Source organism: Sphingomonas parva (ex Maeng et al. 2020) (assembly GCF_004564275.1).
Lineage (GTDB): Bacteria > Pseudomonadota > Alphaproteobacteria > Sphingomonadales > Sphingomonadaceae > Allosphingosinicella > Allosphingosinicella parva.
Map to the genome: position 1 here is coordinate 173,449 of NZ_SPDV01000007.1, position 23,887 is coordinate 197,335.

28 protein-coding genes are annotated in these 23,887 nt (G+C 67.5%); 10 read left to right on the plus strand and 18 right to left on the minus strand.

Annotated features, from left to right (window positions below; genetic code table 11):
* Positions 1-10: 10 nt before the first annotated feature.
* Together E2493_RS04875 and E2493_RS04880 are read right to left on the minus strand one after the other, a co-directional pair.
* Positions 11-451 carry a YcgN family cysteine cluster protein gene (locus E2493_RS04875; RefSeq protein WP_135084281.1) on the minus strand — a complete coding sequence of 147 codons (441 nt, stop codon included), beginning with the start codon at positions 449-451 and terminating at the stop codon, positions 11-13.
* A complete protein-coding gene (locus E2493_RS04880; protein WP_135084283.1) occupies positions 439-1,032 on the minus strand; it encodes an SCO family protein in 594 nt (197 codons plus the stop codon). Before E2493_RS04880 ends, E2493_RS04875 begins: the two co-directional genes overlap by 13 nt.
* Before the next feature lie 60 nt (positions 1,033-1,092).
* Between E2493_RS04880 and E2493_RS04885 the strand changes: the two genes are divergently transcribed.
* Complete coding sequence (locus tag E2493_RS04885; protein ID WP_191992964.1) at positions 1,093-1,695, plus strand: ankyrin repeat domain-containing protein; 603 nt, start codon at positions 1,093-1,095, stop codon at positions 1,693-1,695.
* A gap of 34 nt (positions 1,696-1,729) precedes the next feature.
* Here the strand turns inward: E2493_RS04885 and E2493_RS04890 are convergent, their stop codons facing one another.
* The 11 genes from E2493_RS04890 to E2493_RS04940 all read right to left on the minus strand — a co-directional run bounded on the left by E2493_RS04890 (position 1,730) and on the right by E2493_RS04940 (position 8,671).
* On the minus strand, positions 1,730-2,227 hold the full coding sequence (locus tag E2493_RS04890) for an MmcB family DNA repair protein (RefSeq protein WP_135084287.1): 498 nt from the start codon (positions 2,225-2,227) through the stop codon (positions 1,730-1,732).
* A 43-nt stretch (positions 2,228-2,270) separates the two neighbouring features.
* Positions 2,271-2,966, minus strand: coding sequence for a cell wall hydrolase (locus E2493_RS04895; RefSeq protein ID WP_135084289.1), 696 nt, complete (start codon positions 2,964-2,966; stop codon positions 2,271-2,273).
* Between the two features lie 183 nt (positions 2,967-3,149).
* Entirely contained in the window at positions 3,150-3,491 is a 342-nt protein-coding gene (locus tag E2493_RS04900; RefSeq protein WP_135084291.1) for a DUF1491 family protein, read from the minus strand.
* Positions 3,488-3,973 carry a PaaI family thioesterase gene (locus E2493_RS04905; protein WP_135084293.1) on the minus strand — a complete coding sequence of 162 codons (486 nt, stop codon included), beginning with the start codon at positions 3,971-3,973 and terminating at the stop codon, positions 3,488-3,490. Before E2493_RS04905 ends, E2493_RS04900 begins: the two co-directional genes overlap by 4 nt.
* Positions 3,957-4,424, minus strand: coding sequence for a PTS sugar transporter subunit IIA (locus E2493_RS04910; RefSeq protein WP_135084295.1), 468 nt, complete (start codon positions 4,422-4,424; stop codon positions 3,957-3,959). The genes E2493_RS04905 and E2493_RS04910 overlap by 17 nt, the downstream gene beginning before the upstream one ends.
* Positions 4,425-4,488: 64 nt before the next feature.
* Complete coding sequence (gene hpf / locus E2493_RS04915; protein ID WP_135084297.1) at positions 4,489-5,067, minus strand: ribosome hibernation-promoting factor, HPF/YfiA family; 579 nt, start codon at positions 5,065-5,067, stop codon at positions 4,489-4,491.
* Positions 5,068-5,121: 54 nt separating this feature from the next.
* Complete coding sequence (gene dnaQ, locus E2493_RS04920) at positions 5,122-5,835, minus strand: DNA polymerase III subunit epsilon (protein WP_135084299.1); 714 nt, start codon at positions 5,833-5,835, stop codon at positions 5,122-5,124.
* Between the two features lie 7 nt (positions 5,836-5,842).
* On the minus strand, positions 5,843-6,433 hold the full coding sequence (gene coaE, locus E2493_RS04925; RefSeq protein WP_135084302.1) for a dephospho-CoA kinase: 591 nt from the start codon (positions 6,431-6,433) through the stop codon (positions 5,843-5,845).
* On the minus strand, positions 6,430-7,230 hold the full coding sequence (locus tag E2493_RS04930; protein ID WP_318531677.1) for a shikimate dehydrogenase family protein: 801 nt from the start codon (positions 7,228-7,230) through the stop codon (positions 6,430-6,432). Before E2493_RS04930 ends, coaE begins: the two co-directional genes overlap by 4 nt.
* Positions 7,231-7,250: 20 nt before the next feature.
* Entirely contained in the window at positions 7,251-7,844 is a 594-nt protein-coding gene (locus E2493_RS04935) for a Maf family protein (RefSeq protein WP_135084304.1), read from the minus strand.
* A complete protein-coding gene (locus tag E2493_RS04940; protein ID WP_135084306.1) occupies positions 7,841-8,671 on the minus strand; it encodes a pyruvate, water dikinase regulatory protein in 831 nt (276 codons plus the stop codon). The genes E2493_RS04935 and E2493_RS04940 overlap by 4 nt, the downstream gene beginning before the upstream one ends.
* 317 nt (positions 8,672-8,988) lie before the next feature.
* Between E2493_RS04940 and hemE the strand changes: the two genes are divergently transcribed.
* From hemE to rho, 3 genes are all read left to right on the plus strand, one after another.
* Positions 8,989-10,014 (plus strand): uroporphyrinogen decarboxylase, encoded by a 1,026-nt coding sequence (gene hemE / locus E2493_RS04945; RefSeq protein ID WP_135084308.1) that lies wholly within the window; start codon positions 8,989-8,991, stop codon positions 10,012-10,014.
* Positions 10,011-10,466 (plus strand): CopD family protein, encoded by a 456-nt coding sequence (locus E2493_RS04950; RefSeq protein ID WP_263854054.1) that lies wholly within the window; start codon positions 10,011-10,013, stop codon positions 10,464-10,466. The genes hemE and E2493_RS04950 overlap by 4 nt, the downstream gene beginning before the upstream one ends.
* Positions 10,467-10,725: 259 nt before the next feature.
* Positions 10,726-11,982: a transcription termination factor Rho gene (gene rho / locus E2493_RS04955; RefSeq protein ID WP_135084310.1), complete on the plus strand. Its 1,257-nt coding sequence runs from the start codon at positions 10,726-10,728 to the stop codon at positions 11,980-11,982.
* A 232-nt stretch (positions 11,983-12,214) separates the two neighbouring features.
* Here the strand turns inward: rho and E2493_RS04960 are convergent, their stop codons facing one another.
* Positions 12,215-13,195, minus strand: a complete 981-nt coding sequence (locus tag E2493_RS04960; protein ID WP_225421151.1) for a quinone oxidoreductase family protein — start codon at positions 13,193-13,195, stop codon at positions 12,215-12,217.
* Positions 13,192-13,884 (minus strand): dienelactone hydrolase family protein, encoded by a 693-nt coding sequence (locus E2493_RS04965; protein WP_135084312.1) that lies wholly within the window; start codon positions 13,882-13,884, stop codon positions 13,192-13,194. Before E2493_RS04965 ends, E2493_RS04960 begins: the two co-directional genes overlap by 4 nt.
* A 79-nt stretch (positions 13,885-13,963) precedes the next feature.
* Between E2493_RS04965 and E2493_RS04970 the strand changes: the two genes are divergently transcribed.
* From E2493_RS04970 to E2493_RS04995, 6 genes are all read left to right on the plus strand, one after another.
* The gene (locus tag E2493_RS04970) at positions 13,964-14,200 is read left to right on the plus strand and encodes a DUF6489 family protein (RefSeq protein ID WP_135084314.1); all 237 of its coding nucleotides are present in this window, start codon (positions 13,964-13,966) and stop codon (positions 14,198-14,200) included.
* Complete coding sequence (gene mnmE, locus E2493_RS04975) at positions 14,190-15,476, plus strand: tRNA uridine-5-carboxymethylaminomethyl(34) synthesis GTPase MnmE (protein WP_135084316.1); 1,287 nt, start codon at positions 14,190-14,192, stop codon at positions 15,474-15,476. Before E2493_RS04970 ends, mnmE begins: the two co-directional genes overlap by 11 nt.
* A gap of 71 nt (positions 15,477-15,547) precedes the next feature.
* Positions 15,548-17,398, plus strand: a complete 1,851-nt coding sequence (mnmG, locus tag E2493_RS04980) for a tRNA uridine-5-carboxymethylaminomethyl(34) synthesis enzyme MnmG (protein ID WP_135084318.1) — start codon at positions 15,548-15,550, stop codon at positions 17,396-17,398.
* The gene (rsmG, locus tag E2493_RS04985; RefSeq protein WP_135084320.1) at positions 17,395-18,027 is read left to right on the plus strand and encodes a 16S rRNA (guanine(527)-N(7))-methyltransferase RsmG; all 633 of its coding nucleotides are present in this window, start codon (positions 17,395-17,397) and stop codon (positions 18,025-18,027) included. The genes mnmG and rsmG overlap by 4 nt, the downstream gene beginning before the upstream one ends.
* The gene (locus E2493_RS04990) at positions 18,024-18,806 is read left to right on the plus strand and encodes a ParA family protein (protein WP_135084322.1); all 783 of its coding nucleotides are present in this window, start codon (positions 18,024-18,026) and stop codon (positions 18,804-18,806) included. Before rsmG ends, E2493_RS04990 begins: the two co-directional genes overlap by 4 nt.
* A complete protein-coding gene (locus E2493_RS04995; protein ID WP_135084324.1) occupies positions 18,803-19,702 on the plus strand; it encodes a ParB/RepB/Spo0J family partition protein in 900 nt (299 codons plus the stop codon). The genes E2493_RS04990 and E2493_RS04995 overlap by 4 nt, the downstream gene beginning before the upstream one ends.
* Positions 19,703-19,819: 117 nt before the next feature.
* Here E2493_RS04995 and holA read toward each other — a convergent pair whose 3' ends face one another.
* From holA to leuS, 3 genes are read right to left on the minus strand one after another with little or no spacing between them, the layout of a single operon-like run.
* Entirely contained in the window at positions 19,820-20,842 is a 1,023-nt protein-coding gene (gene holA / locus E2493_RS05000) for a DNA polymerase III subunit delta (RefSeq protein WP_135084326.1), read from the minus strand.
* Positions 20,839-21,345 carry an LPS assembly lipoprotein LptE gene (gene lptE, locus E2493_RS05005; RefSeq protein WP_135084328.1) on the minus strand — a complete coding sequence of 169 codons (507 nt, stop codon included), beginning with the start codon at positions 21,343-21,345 and terminating at the stop codon, positions 20,839-20,841. The genes holA and lptE overlap by 4 nt, the downstream gene beginning before the upstream one ends.
* On the minus strand, positions 21,342-23,885 hold the full coding sequence (leuS, locus tag E2493_RS05010; RefSeq protein ID WP_135084330.1) for a leucine--tRNA ligase: 2,544 nt from the start codon (positions 23,883-23,885) through the stop codon (positions 21,342-21,344). Before leuS ends, lptE begins: the two co-directional genes overlap by 4 nt.
* Positions 23,886-23,887: the final 2 nt, after the last annotated feature.

Sequence of the window (23,887 nt, forward strand, 5' to 3'; positions counted from 1 at the left end):
GAACACCGGCTCAGAGCTCGCGCTCGACGATATGGAACTCGAGATCGCCCGCGTCGGCCTCGCCGATCGTCCAGCCGCGGACGGACATCTCCGCGCGGTGAACGGCCTCCGGGTCGCCGCAGATCAGATAATGCCATTCGGGTAGCTTCTGGCCCGCCGCACGCAAACGGTAGGCGCAGGTCGTCGGCAGCCAGTCGAGCCGCTCCACCATGTCGGCCGTCAGCCGGATGCAATCGGGAACGAAGGCCCTCCGGCCACGATAATTGCTGCATCGGCCGGTCTCGCGATCGAGCAGCTTGCACGCGACATTGGTCGGATAGACATGGCCGGTTTCGTCATCCTCGAGCTTGTGCAGGCAGCATTTCCCGCACCCGTCGCACAGCGCCTCCCATTCGCTGCGGCTGAGCTCGCCGAGCGGCTTCTCCCAGAAGGGCTCCGTCACCGCACCCATCTCTCGAGCTCGGCGGCGATCGCATCGGGTGTCTGGTCGTGCGGCAGCATCGCAATCGGTTCTCCCTTGGGCCCCATCAGGAAGATGATGCGTGCGTGGTTCATCCGGTAGCCCTCCGGTGTCGGTTCCTTCGAATAATAGACCGCATAATGCTTCGCCGCATCGGCGATCTGCTGCGGGCTGCCGGTGAGGCCGATCAGCCGCGGATGAAAGGACGCGACATATTGCTTCAGCGCCGCCGGCGTATCTCGTTCCGGATCGACGGTGATGAACAGCGGCTGCACCTTGGCCGCCAATGCCGGGTCGCTCTTCTCGAACTGGCGCAGCGCCTGGCCGATCGCGGCGAGGTCGGTGGGGCAGACATCGGGGCAATTGGCGAAGCCGAAATAGACGATGCGGTACTTGCCGGCGAAATCACTGTCGCGGACCTGGCGGCCGTTCTGATCGGTCAGGGTGAAGGGCCCCCCGATCGCGGCGCCCTGCAGCGGAGGCTCCTGCCGGGCATCGCTGCACGCGGCGGCGAGCACGCCCAAAAAGAGCGAAAGGATCAGGAAAATGCGAGACTTGGCGGTTTCGTTCATGGCGCCGGCAGCCTTGCTTTGCTATGGGCCGGCGATCAAGTCGGGAGTGACGGGGTAAAGATGGTGGGCAGGGGTTTGGCCGCCGCGCTGGTCGCGGCAACGCTGGTGATCGCAGCGCCGGCAACGGCGCAGAACTATTCGGACGCCTATACTTTCCTGAAGGCTGTCAAGGAACGCGACGGCGAAAAGGTCGCCTCCGTCCTCTCGCAGCCGGGCACGATCGCGATCAATGCGCGCGAACGCGGCACCGGCGAAGGCGCGCTCCACATCGTCACGCGCGCCCGCGACCTGACCTGGCTCACCTATCTCCTCGGCAAGGGCGCCCGGGCCGACCTCCAGAACGAGCAGGGCAATTCCGCGCTCTCGATCGCGGCCCAGCTCGGCTGGACCGACGGCGCCCAGGTTCTGCTTGCCCGCAAGGCGAGCGTCGACCTTCCGAACAGCAGGGGCGAGACTCCGCTGATCCTGGCCGTGCAGCGGCGCGACATCGCGATGGTTCGCCTGCTCCTCGAGCGGGGCGCCAATCCGAAGAAGGCGGACAGCGTTGCCGGCCTCTCGGCGATCGATTACGCGGCGCAGGACGCCCGCTCGACGGCGATTCTCAAGCTGCTCCAGGAGAGCGGAGAGACGAAGGCCAAGCCGGTCGCCGGGCCGAAGCTCTGAGAAGAGGCGGCGCTCGCCGCCTGCTCGAAAGCTGTCAGCTGAATCCGGCGAGCGCCGGATCGAGATCCCCCACCAACCGCCGGGCGGCTCTCCGGGCGAAGCGCAGCGTCTCCGCCTTGCGCCGCGCGGGGGCCAGCTTGCGAAGCGCCGCGTCGCGGATCACGGCGGCGTCGTAGCGATCGGCGACGATCAGCCCGCACAGGTCCGGCTGGAAGCCGTCACCGTCGAATGGCCCCAGGTCGAAGCCGGCGGGCACCGCCCAGAAGAAGCGATCGCAATAATCGAGATAGTCGGGCCATTTGCCGTCGCCGAGCAGATCGGCCCGCGAGACCTTGATCTCGACGATGGTGATCAGGCCGGCGGAATCGATCGCCATCATGTCGGCGCGCCGCCCGTTCGGCAGCGGCACCTCGCAGAGGGCAAAAGCGTCCTGGTTGAAGAACAGCCGGGTGACGCCCCTGGCCACGTCCTGCGCGGCCAGGGGAGAATCTTGGAAGCAGGGTTCCGGGCGGGAACTCGGAGTCGAGGCCATCACCCGGCAATAGAATGAAACAAGAACGAATGCGAGTCCGCTCTCAGCGATAGAAGACGTGATTGCCCACCGCAGCGACTCGGCGGAGGCCACGCCAGGACGGCCGCACCTTCTTCGCGTGGAAGAACAGCGCGCGCGGCGCGTGACCGTCGGCGAGATCCTCTAGGGCGATGCGGGCAATCGCCACGGCTTTCCGCCACGCCGGCGAGCTGCGCGGCACTGCGGGCAGGCGGCCGCCGCGCACGAAGGAAAATTGGCCCTTCTGCTTGACGACACCGCAAACGCTGGAGGGAAAACGGCCGGAGCGGGCGCGGTTCACGACCACCTCGGCGACGCTGAGCTGGCCGACGAGCGGCTCGCCCCTGGTCTCGAAATAGACCGCATTGGCGAGGCATTCGTGCTCCGCGCTGTTCGTCCGCGCGGTCGAATGATCGGCGACCAATTGGGCAAGGCTGCGGCGAACCGCAGCCGCCTTGGCCTGCGGCGCAGGCGCAATCGGGGCGGCGATCGCCGGCGCAGCCGGGACGACTGTCTCAGGCACGGCGTCGGCTTGCGGCGCGGGCGCGGCATCCTGCGGCAACGAATTGTTAACGGCGATACCCTGATGAAGGGTCGGGTCGGAAGAAGAGACCGGCGGCGTCGTGAACTCCCAGGCGCGGGAGGGGCCGGCATAGAGGGTGCCGAATGCGGCAACCACAACAGCCGCGGAGATGCCCGCGGCATGCTTGATGCGAATCATCTGATCTCAAGTCGATGCGGCTGGCTCCGCCCGGAACCGGGTGCGTATTCCTAACCCTGTGCACCCAGGGGCTGCCCTCCGTCTCGCGTGGCCGGTCACCTCCCCAATAACCCCGGGTTCGGCCGGCCCCCGCTCTTGCGCGAAAGTGCTGACGGGGCCTTTACTCGTTGCGCCGATGGAACGTCAACCGACCGAATTCATATCGGCGGCGAACCGTTCTGCGGACGGGACGTCCAGTTCGATCACCCAGAGGTCTGGGTCGAACCGACGCCGCCTTGCGAGGAAATCGCTCATTTCCAGAGACTTGTCTGTCTCTGCCGTGAGCGCCAGCTGCCACGAATAGAGTCCGTCGGCGCCGAGCAGGCGCTCGTAGAGGCGCGGATTTGTCCCCTTTTCGGTCAGAATGACGAGGATAGATCCCGAACTTTCGTCGCCCTTGCTGAGAACGGCCGCGAACCCGCCCTCCGCCTCCGCCTTTCGGACCAACGCTCCGATCAGGAGATTGGTGGAAAGCCGGGGAATCATTCCGAAGCGTAACCGCGGAGCGTCGACAGCGGGATGTGGGAGCGCATGAACGTGCCCGTGCCCCGGGCAGCCTCTTCACCGCTCGAATCGATCAGCCGCGCTTCGCCGACGAGCACCCGTCGCCGGCCGCTTGCCCAGCGGCCCTCCGCAATGACCGGGCCCGTCCTCAGTGGACGGGTGAACAACAGGTTGAACGCGGTCGTCAGCAGGAAGCGATCGGTGACGAGGCTGTTGCACGCGTAGAAGGCCGCATCGTCCAGCATCTTGAAGTAGACGGTGCCGTGCGCGGCGCCCGCGGCGTGGAAATTGCCCTCATGAATCTCGAAGCGGATGCGGGCGAAGCCTTCCTCGACGATCTCGAGATCGGACTCGAACAGCGCGTTGATCGGCGCGTGGCGATAGAGCGATTCGAGCGCCCGGTAATGCGCTTCGGCGCCGGCGAAGACGGCGGGCCGGCCGGCCGCCTCAGGCGGCGTGGGCACTCTCGACTCCGGCGAGGAGGGCGAAGATCGCGTCCCGCGAGCGCGCGCCGCGAAGCTTTGCGACGATGTCTCGATCGCGAAGCGTGCGGCTGACGCTGGCCAGGGCCTTTAGATGGTCGGCGCCTGCATCGGGGGGCGAGAGGATCACGAACACGAGATCGACCGGCAGGGTGTCGACCGACTGAAATTCGATCGGGGCAGTCAGCCGCGCGAAGTAGCCGTAGACTCGCTCCAGTCCCTCGATCTTGCCATGGGGAATCGCGACTCCGCCGCCGAATCCGGTCGAGCCGAGCTTCTCGCGATCGCTGATTGCGCCGACGATGTCGCGCGCGGGAAGCCCTGTCTGGCGGCTGGCCGTGACGGCGACCTGCTGGAACAGCGCCTTCTTGTTCGCCGCCGAGAGGGCGGCATCAATGCCGTCCACGGTCAGCAGATGGGACAGATCACTCATCGAACTTGATTTCCACGGGCGGTACGCGCCGCCAACGCTTATCGGAGAGCAGGCTTCCCGAGGCTCATTCCGCCTTCGGTTCGACCCAGCCGATCGTGCCGTCCTCGCGGCGATAGACCATGTTGAAGCTGCCCGTGCCGCTGTTGCGGAACATCAGCGCATTGGTGTTGCGCAGATCGAGCATCATCACCGCATCCGAGACGCTCGCATCGGGAATGTCGACACGCGTCTCGGCCACCACCGGCGGGTGCTCGCCGGCCTCGTCGGCTTCGGCGTCGGCGGTCGCGAGGACGCGATATTCGGCGTTGGCGAGATCCTCGAGCGCCGCAGCCGGCACGGGCGCCTGGCGATCCTTGAGGCGGCGCGTGTAGCGTCGGAGCTGCTTCTCCACCTTGTCCGCGGCGCCGTCGAACGCGGCATGCGCATCGGCGGCACGATCGGTGCCCTTCAGCACCATGCCGACCGGCACGTAGGCGACGATCTCACAGGTGAAGCCGTGATCGTGCGGCCCCTTGCCGAAGGTCACCTGGGCGGAGATCGCGCGCGAGAAATATTTGTCGGCGATGGCATTCAGCCGTTGCTCGACGCGGCTCCGAAGCGCCTCGCCCGTATCGACCTGATGTCCCGAGACCCGGATGTCCATGCGACACTCCACCACAGTTTTCGGGCGCGGATTAGGCCCCGCGCCGGGCAGGCGTCAACCGCGTGCGTCGATCCGGTTCCAGATCGGATCGGCGATCGTCGCGAGAAAGGCCGCGTGCGCCGCCAGCTCTTCCTCGCTCGGCGCATGCGGCCGCGGCGGGCGCACCGTCGCAACCAGCCGTTCGGGAACAAACCCTTCGGAAGGCTGAGGATTCTTCTCTTCCACGATGATCGTGTCGGCGAGCGAAAAGCCGATCTGGCGGCCGCCGGTCAGCTCCACATAACATTGGGCGAGCAGCTGCGCGTCGATCAGCGCGCCGTGCTTGATGCGCAGGCTGCGGTCGACGCCGAACCGTGTACAAAGTGCGTCGAGACTGTGCTTCGCGCCCGGATGCTTGGTGCGGGCGAGCGCCAGCGTGTCGATCATCCGGCTCATGCAGATCAGCGGGCGGGCGCAATTGCCGAGCTCGTGATTGAGAAAGCCGAAATCGAAGCTCGCATTGTGCGCCACCAGCGGCGCGTCGCCGAGGAAATCGAGCAGCTCCTCCACTTTCTCGTGGAAGCGCGGCTTGTCCGAGAGGAAGATCTCGGACAGGCCGTGCACCGCTTCCGCGCCGGCGGGCATCGAGCGGTCGGGATTGAAATAAGCGTGGAAGGTGCGGCCGGTCTCGACCCGGTTGACCAGCTCGACGCAACCGATCTCCACCATGCGATCGCCGGTGAGCGGATTGAGGCCGGTGGTTTCGGTGTCGAAGACGATTTCGCGCATGGCCGGCTTATGAGTTCCCGGGCTCGCTCAGACAAGCAACGATGCGGCGAACCGAGTCGCGAGTCTGCTCTAATGAGCCTCCCGTGTCGATCACGAAGTCGGCGCGCGCCCGCTTCTCCGCATCGGGGAGCTGCTGCGCGAGAATCCGCGCGAACTTCTCTTCGGTCATTCCCGGACGGGCCAGGACGCGATCGCGCTGGACGGCGGCCGGCGCGGACACGACCGCGATCCTGTCGACGTCGCGCCACCCCTCTTTCTCGAACAGCAGAGGGATGTCGAGCACGACCAGCGGCGCCGCGGCGTTGGCGGCGAGGAAGGATTCGCGCTCCCGGGCAACGGCGGGATGGACCAGAGCCTCGAGCCGGCGGAGTGCCTCGGGCGCGGCGAGCACCCGCTCGGCGAGGGCGCCGCGATCGACTCCGCGTGCGCTGGTAGTGCCGGGGAAATGAGTTTCGATCTCCGCGACGAGAGCGCCTTCCGGTCCCTGGAGGCGATGAACCGCCGCATCGGCATCGAACACCGGCACGCCTTGCGCCGCGAACATCGCCGCGACCGTCGACTTGCCCATCCCGATCGAGCCGGTGAGGCCGAGCTTCATGACGTCAGCAGTGCCCGCAGCTCGTCGTCGCAATCGGCCGGTGGAGCCGCGCCGAAGAAGAGGCGGAACGCGGATTTCGCTTGGCCGATCAGCATCGCCAGACCGTCGACCGGCGCCAGGCCCAGCGATGCCGCGCGGGCGAGCAGGGCGGTGTCCACCGGCGCATAGACCATGTCGAGCACGAACGCGTTCCCGGCCATGCTGCCGAGGCCGGCGAGCAGTGACTCCGGCATCGGATCGAAGCCCGTCATGCCGAGCGGCGTCGCGTTCAACAGGCCGGTCGCGTCGGCGAGAGCGTCCGTCGCCGCGCTGAAGGGGAGGGCTCTGCCTTGGCAGCCGAATGCGGCGAGCAGGTCTTCGGCCTTCGCGGGGTCTCGGGCGACCACGCGGATGTCCTGGACGCGCGCCTGCTTCAGCCATGCCATCGCCGCACGTGCCGCGCCCCCGGCTCCAACCAGCACGATCGGGCCGTCTGCGCGACAGCCGCCGAGCGCCTCCGAGATGCCCAGCACGTCGGTGTTGAGCCCGCGCAAGCGGCCGTTCTCCGGCACGATGCAGTTCACGGCACCCACCTCGACGCTGTCGACGGCATCGAGTTGATCGATCACGGCGATCTTGTGGGGAATCGTGACGTTGCACCCGCGCCAGTCGCCATCCCCCCGGCGCGACCCGAGGAACTCGGCGAGTCCGTCCTGGGCCACCTGGGTACGGCAATAGCGTCCCGGCAGGCCGAGGCGCTCAAGCCATAGGCCGTGGATCAGCGGCGACTTGGAATGGGCGATCGGATCACCGATCACCTCGGCATAAGGAACGCTCATCAACGTGCCAGATAGCCGCGCTCGCGCAATTGGGCGAGCAGGGGAAGGAGAGGCATGCCGAGCACGGCGAAATGGCTGCCCTCGATCCGGTCGAACAATTGCGCGCCGGGCCCTTCGACACGGTAGCCGCCGACGCTCCAGCGGATGTGCTCATATTCGCGGTCGAGATAGGCTTCGAGGAACGCCTCGCTCAGCGGCCGCATCGACAGCTCGACCGTCTCGCAACACCACCAGGCCGCCACGCCGGCCTCGGCGATCACCGCGGCCGAATGGAGCCGGTGGGTGGTGCCGGCCAGCGCACGCAACTGCGTCTTTGCATCGTCGCGCGATCTCGGCTTGCTGAGCATCGTTCCATCCGGCAGTTCCAGCGTCTGGTCGGAGCCGAGCACGAGGTCGCCCGCCACGCCCGTGACCGAGATCGCCTTGAGCTGGGCCAGCTCCTCGGCGATGCCACGCGCGTCGAATCCGGCGCCGCTGAGCCCCGCCTTGGCCGCTTCCTCGTCGAGCGAAGCCTCGGCTGTGTCGAACGGGACGCCGGCGCGGGCCAGCATCTCGCGCCGCGTGCTGCTCTTCGAAGCCAGCAGCAGCCTCACCGATTTGCCCCGTTCGCCGCCGCATCGATCCGCTCGTTGCACAATTTCACGATCGCGTAGGCGGTCTCCTCGATCGAGCGGCGCGTCACGTCGATCACCGGCCAGGCATTGTCGGCGAACAGCCGGCGGGCGAAAGCGAGCTCCGCCGCCACCGCGTCCGTGTCGACATAGTCGGTCTCCGGCGCCTGGTTCAGCGAGAGCAGCCGATTGCGGCGGATCTGGATCAGCCGCTCGGGATTGGTGGTGAGGCCGACGACGAGGGGGTGCTTCAGGGTGAACAAATTGGTTGGCGGCGGCGCTTCCGGCACCAGCGGAATGTTGGCGACCTTGTAGCCGCGGTTGGCGAGATAAATTGAAGTTGGGGTCTTGGAGGTGCGCGACACGCCGGCGAGGACGATGTCCGCCTCCTCCCAATTGTCCGATCCGATGCCGTCGTCATGGGCGATGCTGAACTGGATCGCGTCGACGCGCGCGAAATAGGCGGCGTCGAGCGCGTGCTGCCGTCCCGGCCGCGCCTTGGCCTGCTGGTTGAGCACCACCGAGAGAGCGTCCACCACCGGGTCGAGCGCCGAAACCGCATGGATGCCGCGGCGGCGGGTCTTCTGCTCGAGCTCGCGGCGGATGTTGCTGTTCACCAGCGTGTAAAGAACGAGGCCCGGGCGCCGCTCGATATCGTCCAGCACCCGGTCGAGATGCCCCTCGGAGCGGACCATCGGCCAGAGATGGCGGACGACATCGATTTCGTCGAACTGGGCGAGGCAGGCCTTGGCGATCAGCTCCAGCGTCTCGCCGGTCGAATCCGACAGGAGATGGAGGTGGAGCGTCACGTGCGAAAAACCCCCTGTGGATAAGCGTGTTGAAAGCGCTAGCGGAAGCTTCGGGACGGTTGCAAGCGAACCATTTGTGCCCGTTAACCGCAATTCGATCCACAGAGTCGCAAAGACGGGAAACTTTCCCCGGGCGCGATGTGGAAGCTGGGGATGATTTTCGCGAATCCGCGGGCTTCTGCGCCGCTCCCAGAGTCAAGCTGTTTGCAAAAGCGGGTGGAGCGAATAAACCCCAGCTTCCGGCACCCTACAACCTTCATCAGACTCTCTTCTAATAAGACTCTTAGATAGAGAGGAGAGCGGAGCCCGCGCCTTTCATGCCTTCGTCCGACAAGCTCCTGCTCAGCGTGCTGAGCGGGAAAAAGCCCGAGAAAACACCGATTTGGCTGATGCGCCAAGCCGGCCGCTACCTTCCCGAATATCGTGCGTTGCGCGCCGAGAAAGGCGGCTTCCTCGATCTCGCGACCGATCCTCAGGCCGCAGCCGAGATCACCCTCCAGCCGATCCGGCGCTTCGGTTTCGATGGCGCGATCCTGTTCTCCGACATCCTGATCGTGCCCTGGGCCCTGGGCCAGGACCTGCGCTTCGAGGCCGGCGAGGGACCGCGCCTGTCGCCGCCGCTGGTCGGGGCGAGCCTCGCCTCGCTGGATCGCGTTCCCGCGCGTCTCGAGCCGGTTTTTCAAACTGTGGAGAAAGTCGCCGCCTCGTTGCCCGCTGAGACGACCTTCCTGGGCTTCGCGGGAAGTCCCTGGACGGTGGCGACCTACATGGTCGCGGGAAAGGGCAGCAAGGATCAGGGCGAGACCCGCCGCAAGGCCTATGCCGATCCACAGGCGTTCGGCGAGATTGTGGAGGCGGTCGCGGAGATGACCGTCGATTACCTTTCGCGCCAGATCGAGGCAGGCGTCGACGCGGTCCAGCTGTTCGACAGCTGGGCGGGCTCGCTCTCGCCGGCTCAGTTCGAACGCTGGGTGATCGCGCCGACCGCGCGGATCGTATCGGCGCTGAAGGCCCGCCATCCCGGTGTGCCGGTGATCGGCTTCCCCAAGGGCGCAGGGGGCAAGCTGCCCGCTTATGCGCGGGAGACGGGGGTCGACGCGCTGGGGCTCGACGAAACGGTCGATCCCCGATGGGCGGCCGAAATGCTGCCGCCGGATCTGCCGGTGCAGGGCAATCTCGATCCCCTCGCGTTGATCGCCGGCGGCGAGGCGCTTGCCAGCGCGGTCGACCGCATCCTATTGAGCTTCGCGAACCGACCGCACGTCTTCAACCTGGGGCATGGCATCTTGCCGGACACGCCGATTCCGCATGTCGAGCAGCTCATCGGCTTGGTGCGTCGGTGATCGATGGCATCGAAAGCGCGCTCACTTTGACCTACGCCTGGCTCAAGGCAGGCCATGTTATCTTCGTGATCTTCTGGATCGCCGGGATGTTCATGCTGCCGCGTTATTACGTCTATCATCAGGAATCGGCGCCCGGCTCCGAGGAGGAGAAGCGCTGGATCGACCGTGAGGCCAAGCTCCGGCACATCATCATCACGCCTTCCATGATCCTGGTCTGGGTGCTGGGCCTTGCTCTGGCCTGGACCAGCGGCGCCTATACCGAAGGCTGGCTGCACGCGAAGGTGGCGCTCGTGCTCGTCCTCTCGGCTTACCATGGCTGGTTGATCGGCTATGGCCGCAAGCTCGCCAAGGGAGAGCGTCCGCTGAGCGGCAAGGCGCTGCGCATCATGAATGAGCTCCCCGGTCTCGCCACGGTGCTGATCGTCATCCTGGTGATCGTAAAGCCGTTCTGACCCGCCCGAAGAGCCGGGTCACCCCGGCGATAGCCGGGGTCTCAGCGAGGCTTCGTACGTCAATCGATCGCCCGTCCCGTGAGATCGCGCCCCCCGGGTCGCACGAATCCCGCGGCCCTGCTGTTGACTTGGATCGGGTCGGAGCCTAACTCCACACAAGTCGTTGGCCTGCCGTCCGTGTAGGCGATCACCCCAAATCGTGAATCCTCTCGCGAACCGCACGACACCCGCACTCCATTTTTGCCGAGTTCTCCCCCCGATGCATCTCAAGGACCTGAAGCTCAAATCCCCCGCCGACCTCGTCGCCATGGCCGAGGCGATCGGCATCGAGGGGGCCTCGACCCTGCGCAAGCAGGAGCTGATGTTCTCCATCCTCAAGGTCCAGGCCGAGAACGGCCAGGAAATCATGGGCATGGGAACGATCGAGGTGCTTCCGGACGGCTTCGGCTTCCTGCGCTCGCCGGAAGCGAACTATCTCGCCGGTCCCGACGACATCTACGTCGCGCCGAACCAGGTCAGGAAGTTCGGCCTGCGCACCGGCGACACGGTCGAGGGCGAGATCCGCGGGCCCAAGGAGGGCGAGCGCTACTTCAGCCTCGTCCGCGTCAGCCAGATCAATTACGACGATCCGGACGCCGTCCGCCACCGCGTCAATTTCGACAATCTCACCCCGCTCTATCCGAACCAGAAGCTGCGGCTCGACACGCTCGATCCGACGGTGAAGGACAAGTCGGCGCGGGTGATCGACATCATCTCGCCGCAGGGCAAGGGCCAGCGCGCGCTGATCGTCGCGCCGCCCCGTACTGGCAAGACCGTGCTCCTCCAGAACATCGCCAAGGCGATCACCGACAACCACCCGGAAGTGTTCCTGATCGTGCTGCTGATCGACGAGCGGCCGGAGGAAGTCACCGACATGCAGCGATCGGTGCGCGGCGAGGTCGTCTCCTCGACCTTCGACGAGCCCGCCAGCCGGCACGTCCAGGTCGCCGAGATGGTGATCGAGAAGGCGAAGCGTCTGGTCGAGCACAAGAAGGATGTCGTGATCCTGCTCGATTCGATCACCCGCCTCGGCCGCGCCTACAACACGGTCGTTCCCTCGTCGGGCAAGGTGCTGACCGGCGGTGTCGACGCGAATGCGCTGCAGCGCCCGAAGCGCTTCTTCGGCGCGGCCCGCAACATAGAGGAAGGCGGCTCGCTCTCGATCATTGCTACCGCGCTGATCGACACCGGCTCGAAGATGGACGAGGTCATCTTCGAGGAGTTCAAGGGCACCGGCAACTCGGAGATCGTGCTCGACCGCAAGGTTGCCGACAAGCGCATCTTCCCGTCGCTCGACGTGGGCCGTTCCGGCACCCGCAAGGAGGAGCTGCTCGTCGATCAGGCGACGCTCTCGAAGATGTGGGTCCTGCGCCGCATCCTCATGCAGATGGGCACCGTCGACGCGATGCAGTTCCTGCTCGACAAGATGAAGGACGCCAAGTCGAACGAGGACTTCTTCGCCTCGATGAACTCGTAAGGCTTCGCGAGATCCTCCCCGCTCGCGGGGAGGGGGACCGCACGATGTGGGGTGGAGGGGGTCGTGAGACCCCCTTCGTGTTTGTGAGACCTGCGTCATCAGCCACCGGCGCGGCTCGCAAGCGTCACTGTCTTCCGGCTGCCTCCGGTCATGACCCTGCTGTCCCGCCCTCTACGGTCTTGCGGGGCCTACGCAGGCCGATCATTCCTAGCCAGCGGAGACCATCCGTGGGTTAAGGAAGCAGCACCGTCGAGCCGGTGGTCGCGCGGCTCTCGATCGCCCGGTGGGCGTCCGCGGCCTCGAGGAGCGGGAAGGTCGCACCGATCCTCACCTGCACCACGCCTTTGTCGATCATCTCGAACAGTCGCGCCGCCGAGGCCCGCATCTCGTCCGGCGTGGCGCAATAGTCGCCGAGCGTCGGCCGGGTGACGAAGATCGAGCCGGCGCTGAGCAGGTCGAGCGCAGTGAACGGCGGCACCGCTCCAGAAGCATTGCCATAGGTGACGACGAGGCCCCGCCGCGCCACCGAGCCCAGCGAGGCCGGCCACGAGGCCGCGCCGACGCCGTCGAGGACGACTTCGACCCCCTTGCCGCCGGTCAGCACCCGCACTTCCGCGGCGAGCTCGTCGAGCGGGCAGCAAAGGGCATGGTCGGCGCCGAGTTCGCGCGCGATCGCGGCCTTCCGACTGTCTCCGGCATGGGCGATCACGGTTGCGCCGACGGACTTCAACCAGGGCACCAGGATCGATCCGACACCCCCGGCGGCGGCATGGACGAGAACATTGTCTCCGGGCGAAACCCTGGCGCAGCGTTCGATAAGATATTCGGCCGTCGTGCCCTTCAGCATCGTCGCGGCCGCCTGCTCGGCGGTAAGCGCCTCCGGTAGTTTCACCAGCCGCGCCGCATCGACCACCCGATGTGTCGAATAGGCTCCCAATGGGCCGGTAAAGTAACCGATCCGGTTTCCTTCCCGAAACTCGGTGACACCCTCGCCCACCGCCTCGACGATGCCGGCCGCCTCGTTCCCGAGGCCCGAGGGCAGGGGGACCTTGTAGAGGCCAGAGCGATGATAGGTGTCGATGTAGTTGAGCCCGATCGCCTCATGGCGGACCAGAACCTGCCCGGGGCCCGGGCTGGGAGGATCGATGTGCTCGGCCGCCAGGATCTCCGGACCGCCCGTTTCGCGCAGGCAGAAAGCGTATGGCTCGCTCACCCGATGTGCTCCGCGAGGAAGGCCTCGGTGCGGCTGTCCGCGAGCCGGGCCGAGTTCTCGCTCCGCCGTTTGCCCATCTCCGCTGCGAAGCCGTGATCCTCGCCGGGATAGTCGTGGATGGTGACGCGGGGATGATCGTCGAGCGCGGCGTGCACCTCCTGCTGCTGCTCGGGCGGGACGAAGTGATCGGCGCCGGCGACATGGATCAGCAGGGGCCGCGAGATCGCGTGTCGCTCGTGAAGAATGTTGGGCAGTCCCACGGGATAATAGCCGACGCTGGCATCGACGTCGGTACGGGCCGCGGTCATGTACGCGAGGCGGCCGCCGAGGCAGTATCCAACGCAGCCCACCTTCCCACCGGCGCCGAGCCGGGAGCGGGCGGCGCGGATCGCCGCCTCGATGTCGGCGATTCCCTGATCCTGGTCGAAACGACCCATCAGATCCAGCGCGCGCTTGAACTCGGCCTCGACGTCGGGATCGAGCTCGACTCCCGGCTCGAGCCGCCAGAACAGGTCCGGAGCGAGCGCCAGATAGCCTTTCTGCGCCCAGGTGTCGCACTTGCGGCGAATGCCGGCGTTGATCCCGAAGATCTCCTGGATCACCACGATCGCGCCTTTTGGGGTGCCGTCCGGTTCGGCCAGATAGGCTTGGAAGCGCTCCTGGCCGCCGAGGGTTTCGATCCCGATCATCGCTTTCTCTCTCCTTGTGCCGGCGCGCTTCTATACACATAGCAGTTGGACGCGCGACAGATTGCGGGAGATCGGGACAATGAAAATCACGGTGGATGTCGATTGCACGCCCGAGGAGGCGCGGCGCTTCATGGGCCTGCCTGATCTCACGCCGGTCCATAACGCTTATGTCGAGCGGATGACCAAGGCGGTCAGCGAGGGCCTCACCGCCGAAGGCGCCGGCGAGCTGATGAAGAGCTGGGCGCCGATGAGCGACGCCGGACTCGCGATGTGGCGAACGATGCTGGAGGGGATGAGCGGGCGGCGTGAAGGCTGACGCCAGGACCATCTTTGCGCTCTCCACCGGGGCCCCGCCTGCGGCCATCGCCGTGGTGCGGATCAGTGGTCCCGACGCCGATCGAGCGCTCGCCAGTCTCGCCGTAGCCCCGCCTCCGCCGCGGACGGCGCGCCTGGCGGTTCTCCGCGGCGACGGCGAGGTGTTCGATCGCGCGCTGGTGCTTCGCTTCCCCGGGCCGAACAGCGTCACCGGCGAGGATCTGGTCGAGCTTCATCTCCATGGCGGCCGTGCCGTCGTGGCCGCAGTGCTCGCCGCGCTCGCGCGCCAGGACGGGCTCCGGCCAGCCGAAGCGGGGGAGTTCACCCGCCGCGCCTTCGAGAACGGCCGGCTCGATCTCGCCGAAGCGGAGGGGCTGGCCGATCTGCTCGCGGCCGAGACCCAGTCGCAGCGCCGGGCGGCGCAGGCGCTCGCCGGCGGGGCGCTCAGCCGCCAGGTCGAGACGTGGCAGCACCTCCTGCTGGGCCTGGCGGCGCGTCTCGAGGCGCTGCTCGATTTCTCCGACGAGGGCGACGTCGGTGACGATCTGCCGGAGCGATGGCGGGGAGAGCTTGAGGCGCTCAACCGACAGCTGCTCCAGTTTCTGGCGCGGCCACCGGTCGAGCGGCTGCGCGACGGCGTGCGGGTCGTGATTGCCGGCCCTCCGAATGCGGGCAAGTCGACGCTGCTGAACGCGCTCGTCGGCCGGGAAGCGGCGATCATCTCGAACATCCCGGGGACGACACGGGACGTGATCGAGGCGCCTCTGGCGATCGGCGGGACTCCGCTCGTCCTGATCGATACCGCCGGGCTGCGGGACAGCGACGATGCGATCGAGCGGATCGGGATCGATCGCGCCCGTGGCAGTGTCGAAGCGGCAGATCTGATCCTGTGGCTCGGGGCGCCGGAAGATTGCCCTGACCGCTCGCGGGCGATCGTCGTCCACCCGAAGGCGGATGAGGGCGCGGCTACGGACCAGCGCACGGATGTCGCCGTTTCCGCAACTACGGGGCAGGGTCTGGCCGAGCTCACCGATCTGCTCGTCGCACGTGCTCGCGCATTGCTTCCCGCCGAGGGCGAGGTGGCGTTGAACGCGCGCCACCGGGAGGCGCTGAACAGCGTGTCGCTGCATGTGGCGGAGGCCGCCGCAGCTCTCGACCCGCTGATCGCGGCCGAGGAGCTGCGCCAGGCCCGTCTGGCTCTGGACGCCGTAACGGGACGGGCGGGCGTCGAGGACATGCTCGACGCACTGTTCGGGCGGTTCTGCATCGGAAAATAGTTCGTTCCACGTGGAACATCGGTCTTCGCGCCCACTTCGCGGTCCGGGCCAAATGCGCTAAGGGCGCGGCCGTGAACCGAAATTTCGACATCATCGTCATTGGTGGCGGCCACGCTGGAACCGAAGCGGCGGCGGCCGCTGCCCGAATGGGTGCATCTGCGGCGCTGGTCAGCTTCTCGCACGGCCAGATCGGTGCGATGTCGTGCAACCCTGCGATCGGCGGCCTTGGTAAGGGCCATCTGGTCCGCGAGGTCGACGCATTCGACGGCGTGATCGGCCGCGCCGCCGACGCGGCTGCGATTCACTATCGTATGCTGAACGGCAGCAAGGGCGCGGCGGTTCGTGGACCGCGGATTCAGGCTGATCGCCGGCGTTTCAAGGCGGCTGTCCAGCAGGCTGTCGACGCGCAACCCGGGTTGGAAATCGTCGAGGGCGAAGCCGTTCGCTTGCTGATGGATGCGCGCTCCATCTTGGGGATCATGCTCGCGTCCGGCGACGAGATCCGCTGCAAGGCCGTCGTGCTTGCGACCGGGACGTTCCTGGGCGGCAAGCTCCACTTCGGCATGACCAGCTGTACGGGCGGGCGGGTGGGCGAGCGCGCCGCAACCGATCTGGCCCGTCAGCTGCGGGCCCTAGAGCTTCCGCTCGCGCGCCTGAAGACGGGCACGCCACCCCGGCTCGACGGCCGGACGATAGACTGGGCGGCATTGGAGCGGCAGGAATCGGACCGCGACGGATGGACGATGTCACGGATGGGGGAGGGAAGGACCGCCCCCCAGCTCTTTTGCGCAATCTCTCGAACCACGCCCGAGACACACGCGATCATCCGCGGCGGCCTCGATCGCTCGCCGCTTTTTTCCGGCGAGATCGAGGGCGTCGGGCCGCGATACTGCCCGTCCATCGAGGACAAGGTCCATCGCTTCGCCGAACGCGACTCGCACCAGGTCTTTCTCGAGCCGGAAGGTTTGGATGACCATACGGTCTATCCCAACGGCATCTCGACGTCGCTCCCCGTCGACGTCCAGCTGGCGATGGTCCGCTCGATGCCGGGTCTGTCGCGTGTGGAGATCCTCCAGTCCGGCTACGCGGTCGAATATGACTATGTCGATCCGCGGGTGCTCGAGCCGACGCTCGGCGTGCGCGCCATCGAAGGCCTCTATCTGGCGGGTCAGATCAACGGCACCACCGGTTATGAGGAGGCGGCCGCCCAAGGCTTGGTCGCCGGCCTCAACGCCGCTGCCTACGCGGGCGGACTGGCACCCGTGCTGTTCGACCGCAGCAACTCCTATATCGGCGTAATGGTCGACGATCTCACCCTGCAGGGTGTTACCGAGCCCTATCGAATGCTCACCGCTCGCGCCGAATATCGACTCCGCCTGCGCTCCGACAATGCCGAGGCTCGCCTCACGCCGCAGGCGATTGCAATTGGTGCCGCCTCGCCGGAGCGACGGGCGCACTGGGCAGCGGCGTCCGCGGAGCGGTCGCGGATCGAGACTCTCCTCGCCGTGACGTGGAGCGGCGCGGAGCTCAACAAGCGGGGAGTCCCGGTTCGTGACGACGGGGTGCGTCGCACGCTGGGCGAGTGGCTCCGGTTCCCGGCGCTCGATCTGGACGGACTGTTGAGGGTGGCGCCGGCGCTGCAGCCGTGCAGCCGCGCCAGCCTCGACGAGGCGATCGAGGATCATCGCTACGCGCCTTATATCGAGCGGCAGCAGGCGGAGATCGCGCGCATGCGTGCCGATGAGTCGGTGCGGCTTCCCGTGGATCTGGATTATCGAACGGTACCAGGCCTCTCGAACGAGATGGTCGAGCGCCTCAGCGTCGCCCGTCCGGCGACTCTTGGTGCGGCAGGCCGCATCCGCGGGATTACGCCAGCGGCGCTGGCGGCGATTCTCGTCAGCGCGCGGCGGGTGGCGGCATGACCGAGGAAGAGGCGCGCGCCGCGCTCGACGTTCCACGTGAAACACAGGCGCGACTGGAAGCCTTCATCCGTTTTCTGACGGAAGAAAACGCGCGCCAGAACCTCGTCTCTCGAGCGTCGCTCGAGCAGGTCTGGGCGCGTCACATCTACGATTCCGCCCAGCTCCTCCGCTTCGTCCCGGCGGACACATCCCGCTGGCTGGATCTCGGCACCGGCGCAGGATTCCCGGGCTTGATTGTGGCCGCCCTCTTTCCAGGCCGCTTTACCCTGATCGAGGCGAGACGGCTGAGGGTCGAGTTCCTCCGCCAGGGCGCGGAGATCCTGGGGATCGAGGGCCGCGTCCAAGTCGTACAGGCGAAGGTCGAAGCGGCACCGGATGCCAAATACGGCGTGATCAGCGCGCGTGCGTTCGCACCGCTGGACAAGTTGCTGTTGCTCGGCGAGCGTTTTGCGACTCCGGAGACACAGTGGCTGCTTCCGAAGGGCCGCAATGCCAAGTCGGAACTGGAAGCGGCGCATTCTTCGTGGCAGGGTGATTTCAGTCTCGAACCCAGCCTCACTGACGGGGACGCGCAGATCATCGTTGCGCGAGGGGTTCGCCGCAAGTCTGGGGGGAAACGTACCCGATGATCCGCATCGCCGTGGCCAATCAAAAAGGCGGAGTCGGCAAGACAACGACCGCGATCAACCTCGCGACGGCGCTCGCCGCGACCGGGTGGCGCGTCCTGCTCGTCGATCTGGATCCGCAGGGCAATGCCTCCACCGGCCTCGGCATCGGTCAGGCGCAGCGCGATCTCTCGAGCTACGAGCTGCTCACCGGCGGCTGCACCGTCGAGGAGGCGGTGGTGCCGACGCGGGTGCCGCGGCTCGACCTCATCCCCGCCACCGTCGACCTGAGCGGCGCCGAGATCGAACTGGTCGAGTTGCCGGAGCGGACGCACCGGCTGGACAATGCGCTGGCGTCGACGCCGCCGGGCCGCTGGGATGTCTGCCTGATCGATTGCCCGCCGTCGCTCGGATTGCTGACGATCAACTCGCTGGTTGCCGCCCAGTCGATCCTCGTGCCGCTGCAGACCGAATTCGTCGCCCTGGAGGGCCTCAGCCAGCTCCTCCAGACGATCGAGCGGATCCGCGCGCGGTTCAATCCGGAACTCTCGATCCTCGGCGTGGCACTCACCATGTTCGATCGCCGCAACAATCTGTCCGCCCAGGTCGCGGACGATGTCCGGGCCTGCCTCGGCAAGGTTGTGTTCGAGACGGTGATCCCGCGCAACGTTCGCCTCTCGGAAGCGCCGAGCCACGGCATTCCCGCGCTGATCTACGATCACCGCTGCTCCGGCTCCGAGGCCTATATGGCGCTCGCCCGTGAGCTGATCGCACGCCTTCCGAAGCGGGCCGCCGCGGCATGAGCGACGACGCGCCGGCGCGCAAGCGCCCCTCCGGCCTCGGCCGGGGCCTCTCGTCCCTCCTCGGCGAGGTGGCGCAGGAAGCGCCGATCTCCGCCGGCGGCGGCACCGCCCCGCGCGGCGGAGTTCAGATGATGCCGGTGTCGAGCATCGAGCCGCATCTCGATCAGCCGCGCCGCCATTTCGACGACGCCGCGCTCGCCGAGCTCGCCGAGTCGATCCAGGCGCGGGGTCTGATCCAGCCGATCGTCGTGCGTCCGCACGGCCACCGCTACCAGATCGTCGCCGGTGAGCGGCGCTGGCGCGCGGCGCAGCGCGCCCGGCTGCACGAGGTTCCGGTCATCGTCCGCGAGTTCAGCGACGCAGAGACGCTCGAGGTCGCGCTGCTCGAGAACATCCAGCGCCAGGACCTGAATGCGATCGAAGAAGCGGACGGCTACAAGCGGCTGATCGACGAATATGGGCACACCCAGGAGGAGCTCGGCCGGATCGTCAACAAGTCGCGGAGCCATGTCGCTAACCTACTGAGATTGCTGGATCTTCCCGAAAGCGTCAGGGATCTGGTGGTGAGCGGCGAGCTGAGCATGGGTCATGCGCGGGCGCTGGTCACGGCCGACGACCCGGAGGGACTGGCGCGCGAGATCGTCGAGCGGGGCCTCTCCGTCCGCGACGCGGAGAAGCTCGCCCGCTTCGGCAAACCGACCCGCGAGCGGCAGCGCAGCCTCGGCATCAAGGGGGCCAGCGCCGACATCGAGGCGCTGGAGCGGCAATTGGGCGACATGCTCGGCCTCAAGGTGCAGATCAAGCACGGGCCCACAGGGGGCGTGGTGGGGCTCGGCTATTCGACGCTCGACCAGCTCGACATGATCTGCCAGCGTCTGAGTGGCGAGAAGATCTGAACCACAGCGTGGGGGGCACGCGCTGGTTCAGATCGCCGCCGGAGGCAATTCGACGCCGCCGGCCGCCCCACCTGCATTCCACCTGCATTAACAGGTCGTCGCCTGTCGCGAGCCGGCTTAGCGCAGCCGCGCCGCCTGCCGGCAGATCGCGAACAGCTCCTCGTCCACCGCCGCCGCGCCGAGCCCGCCAGAGGCCTTGGCCTGGCGTTCGGCCTCGAGCAGCCGGCTGACGCTCCGCGCCAGCGGCTCGGCCCGCCAGCGGGCGAGCTGCTGCTGGATGGCTGTCTTCTCCTTCCAGAAGATGCCGCGGCCGTGGGTCTCCATCACCGACTGGACGCTTTGGCCCCGCTCGACCTGGGCACGCAGGCGGGCAAGCAGGCTCATCCGGCGAAGCACGGCACGGATCAGCGGAATGCCTTCGAGTCCCTCGCTGGCGAGCCGGGCGAGTTCGGCGCGCAGCTGCTCCGGACGGCCGCTGCCGACGCTCTCGACCAGGCGGCTGAGGTCGCCTTCCTCGGCGGCGGCGCCGATCGCGTCGACCACATCATGGTCGATCGGCTGGGGCTGCGCCGGATCGGCGTCGACGTAGAGCGCGATCTTGCGCAATTCCTGGCCGAGGATTGCACGATTGCCGCCGCAGGCGTCGGCGAGGCGGCGCGCCAGATCCGGGCGAACGAGCAGGCCCTGCTCGCGCGCCATCTCGGCCGCGAGCCGGTCGGCGTCTGCGCCTTCGGGCGCGTAGCTGGCGTGGACCAGCGCCTTCGGCTCGGCGAGCGCGAGCTTGAGCAGCTTGGACGTGGGCTTGAGGGCGCCGGCGACGAGCGCCACCGGATTGCCGGCCGCCGGCGCCTGGAGCAACGCCTCGACCGCCGCCAGGCTTTCGTCGCCCGCCGGATCCACGACCACGTAGCGGGCGCCGCCGAACAGCGAGATCGAGGCGGCCTCGTCGGCGAGGCGGGCGGGATCGCCCTTGAGCTCGCTTCCGGTCAGGTCGATCCGCTCGGCGTCGCCGCCCGCGCCGGCGGCAAGCAGCCTCGCCAGCGCCCGTGAGCCGGAGTCGTCCGGTCCGTAGAGGAGGAACAGGCGCCATTCCGCCGGCGCGCGCAGCGCCCGCTCGATCTGGCCCTTCGCGGCCTTCACTGGCTCGGGCCGCCCCGCGTGGCGAACTGCGCGAGGCGGGTGACGATCTGGTCGGCGATTTCGCGCGAGAGGCGCTCGAGCGCGCTCTGCTCCGCCGCCACGGTCGCATATTCGGAGCTCACCACGTCGATGCCGGCGTCCGAGCCGGCGGTCGCATCGAGCACGACCGTACCCTTGTCGGCCTCGACCAGACGGTAGCGGGCGCGCAGCGTTCGCCGCTCCCGCGTCTCGGCATCGTCGCGGCGCACGCCGAAGCCGGTGATCTGGTCGTCGAGCGTGACTTCCAGCCGGTAGCGATGCGGGCCCGCCTGCTCGCCGCCCAGCCGATCCTCGAGCGCGGTGCGGACGAGCCAGCCGGCGCGGCCGCCGATCGGCGCGACCTCGATCGAGCGCAGGGATTGCGCCACCGGACCGCCGCCGCCGCCGCTGTAGAGCGGCCGCAGGCCGCAGCCCGAGAGGCCGAGGGCAGCGGCGATCAGCAGCGGTGCGAGGCGCAGGCTCATGCGACGATGTTCACCAGGCGGTCCGGCACCACGATCACCTTGCGCGGGGCCTTCCCTTCGAGGACTCGCACCACCTTGTCCGAGCCGAGCGCCATCGCCTCAAGCGCGTCCTTGGCCGCTCCCTTGGGCGCGGTGAGGGTATCGCGGAGCTTGCCGTTGACCTGGACCGCGATCGTGACCTCGTCCTCGATCAGCAGGGCGGGATCGACCTCGGGCCAGCCGGCGTCGGCGATCAGGCCGCCGCGGCCCAGCGCCGTCCAGGCCTGTTCGGCGAGGTGCGGCACCATCGGCGACACCAGCAGCAGCAGGGTCTCGATCGCCTTGCTGCGCGATGGCGACGGCGCCGCCTTCTCGATGGCATTGGCCAGCTCGTAGATGTTGGCGACCGCCTTGTTGAACGACAGCGACTCGATGTTGGCGGCGACCGCGGCGATGGTCTGGTGGAGCTTGCGGTCGAGCGCCTTGTCGGCGGTATCGTCGCCTCCCAGCCAGGACGAGCCGTGCTCGGCGAGCTCGGAGGCGAGCCGCCACAGCCGCTGGACGAAGCGCCAGCTGCCCTCGATCCCCGCCTCGCTCCACGGCAGGTCGCGCTCGGGCGGACTGTCGGAAAGCATGAACCAGCGCACCGCGTCGGCGCCATATTGATCGAGGATCGGCTCCGGATCGACCGTGTTGCGCTTCGACTTGGACATCTTCTCGACCCGGCCGACCACCACCGGCTCGCCGGTCGCTTCGACGAACAGGCCGCCGTCGCGCTGCGTGACCTCGTCCGGGCTCAGCCAGCGGCCGTCCGGCGCCTTGTAGGTCTCGTGGGTGACCATGCCCTGGGTGAAGAGGCCCTTGAACGGCTCGTCCACGTCGATCTTGCCGATCCGCTTCAGCGCCCTGGTCCAGAAGCGGGCGTAGAGCAGGTGCAGGATCGCATGCTCGACGCCGCCGATATATTGATCGACGGCGAGCCAGCTCTCGGCGACCTGGCGGTCGAACGGCCGGTCGTCCGGCTGGCTGGCGAAGCGGATGAAGTACCAGCTCGAATCGACGAAGGTGTCGAGCGTGTCGGTCTCGCGCCGGGCGGCGGCGCCGCAGCGCGGGCAGTCGACCCGCGACCAGGTCGGGTGCCGCTCGAGCGGGTTGCCGGGAATCTCGAAGCTGACGTCGTCCGGAAGCACCACCGGCAGCTGGTCCTTCGGCACCGGCACGGCGCCGCACGATTCGCAGTGGATGATCGGGATCGGCGTGCCCCAGTAACGCTGGCGCGAGACGCCCCAGTCGCGCAGGCGCCACACCGTCGTGCCTTCGCCCCAGCCTTGCTCCTCGGCGCGGGCGATCACCTCGCGGATGCCGTCCTGGGCGGTGAGGCCGTCAAGGAAGCGGCTGTTCACCAGCCTCCCCGGTCCGGTGTAGGCCTCGCTGCCGACCGGAACCTCGGCCTCCTCGGGGGAAGGGGCGACGACGCGGGTCACCGGCAGGGCGTATTTGCGCGCAAAATCGAGGTCGCGCTGGTCGTGCGCCGGGCAGCCGAAGATCGCGCCGGTGCCATAGTCCATCAGCACGAAGTTCGCGATGTAGACGGGCAGCGTCCACTCCGGGTCGAGCGGGTGCCGAACGCGAAGACCGGTGTCGAAGCCCTTCTTCTCGGCGGTTTCGAGCTCGGCGGCGGTGGTGCCGCCCTTCTTGCACTCTTCGATGAACTCGGCGATCGCCGGGTTGCCGGCGGCAAGATGCTGCGCGACCGGATGGTCGGCCGAGATCGCCGCGAAGCTCGCCCCGAAGATCGTGTCCGGCCGCGTCGTGAAGACGTCGAAGCCGTCGTCGCCGTTCACCGGTTCGGTCAGCGTGAAGCGGAAGCGCAGGCCCTGGCTCTTGCCGATCCAGTTCTCCTGCATCAGCCGGACCTTCTCCGGCCATTGGTCGAGCGTGCCGAGGCCGTCGAGCAGCTCCTCGGCAAAATCGGTGATCTTGAGGAACCACTGGCTGAGCTTGCGCCGCTCGACCAGCGCGCCCGACCGCCAGCCGCGGCCGTCGATCACCTGCTCGTTGGCCAGCACGGTCATGTCGACCGGGTCCCAGTTCACCTCGCTCTGCTTGCGGTAGACGAGGCCCGCCTCGAACAGGTCGAGGAACAGCGCCTGCTCCTGCCCGTAATAGGATGGGTCGCAGGTCGCGAGCTCGCGGCTCCAGTCGAGCGCGAAGCCGATCCGCTTCAGCTGCGCGCGCATCGCCGCGATGTTCGCCCAGGTCCATTCGCCCGGGTGGACCTTCTTCTCCATCGCCGCATTCTCGGCCGGCATGCCGAAGGCGTCCCACCCCATCGGGTGGAGCACCTCATAGCCGTTCATCCGCCGGAAGCGGGCGAGGACGTCGCCCATCGTGTAGTTGCGGACATGGCCCATGTGGATGCGCCCCGAAGGATAGGGGAACATCTCGAGGATAAAGGCCTTGGGCTTGCCGCTCGTGTCGGAGGCGTGGAAGGTTCCCCGCTCCTCCCAGACCTTCTGCCAGTGTGCATCGGCCTCGAGCGGATTGAAACGCGCCGCCATGT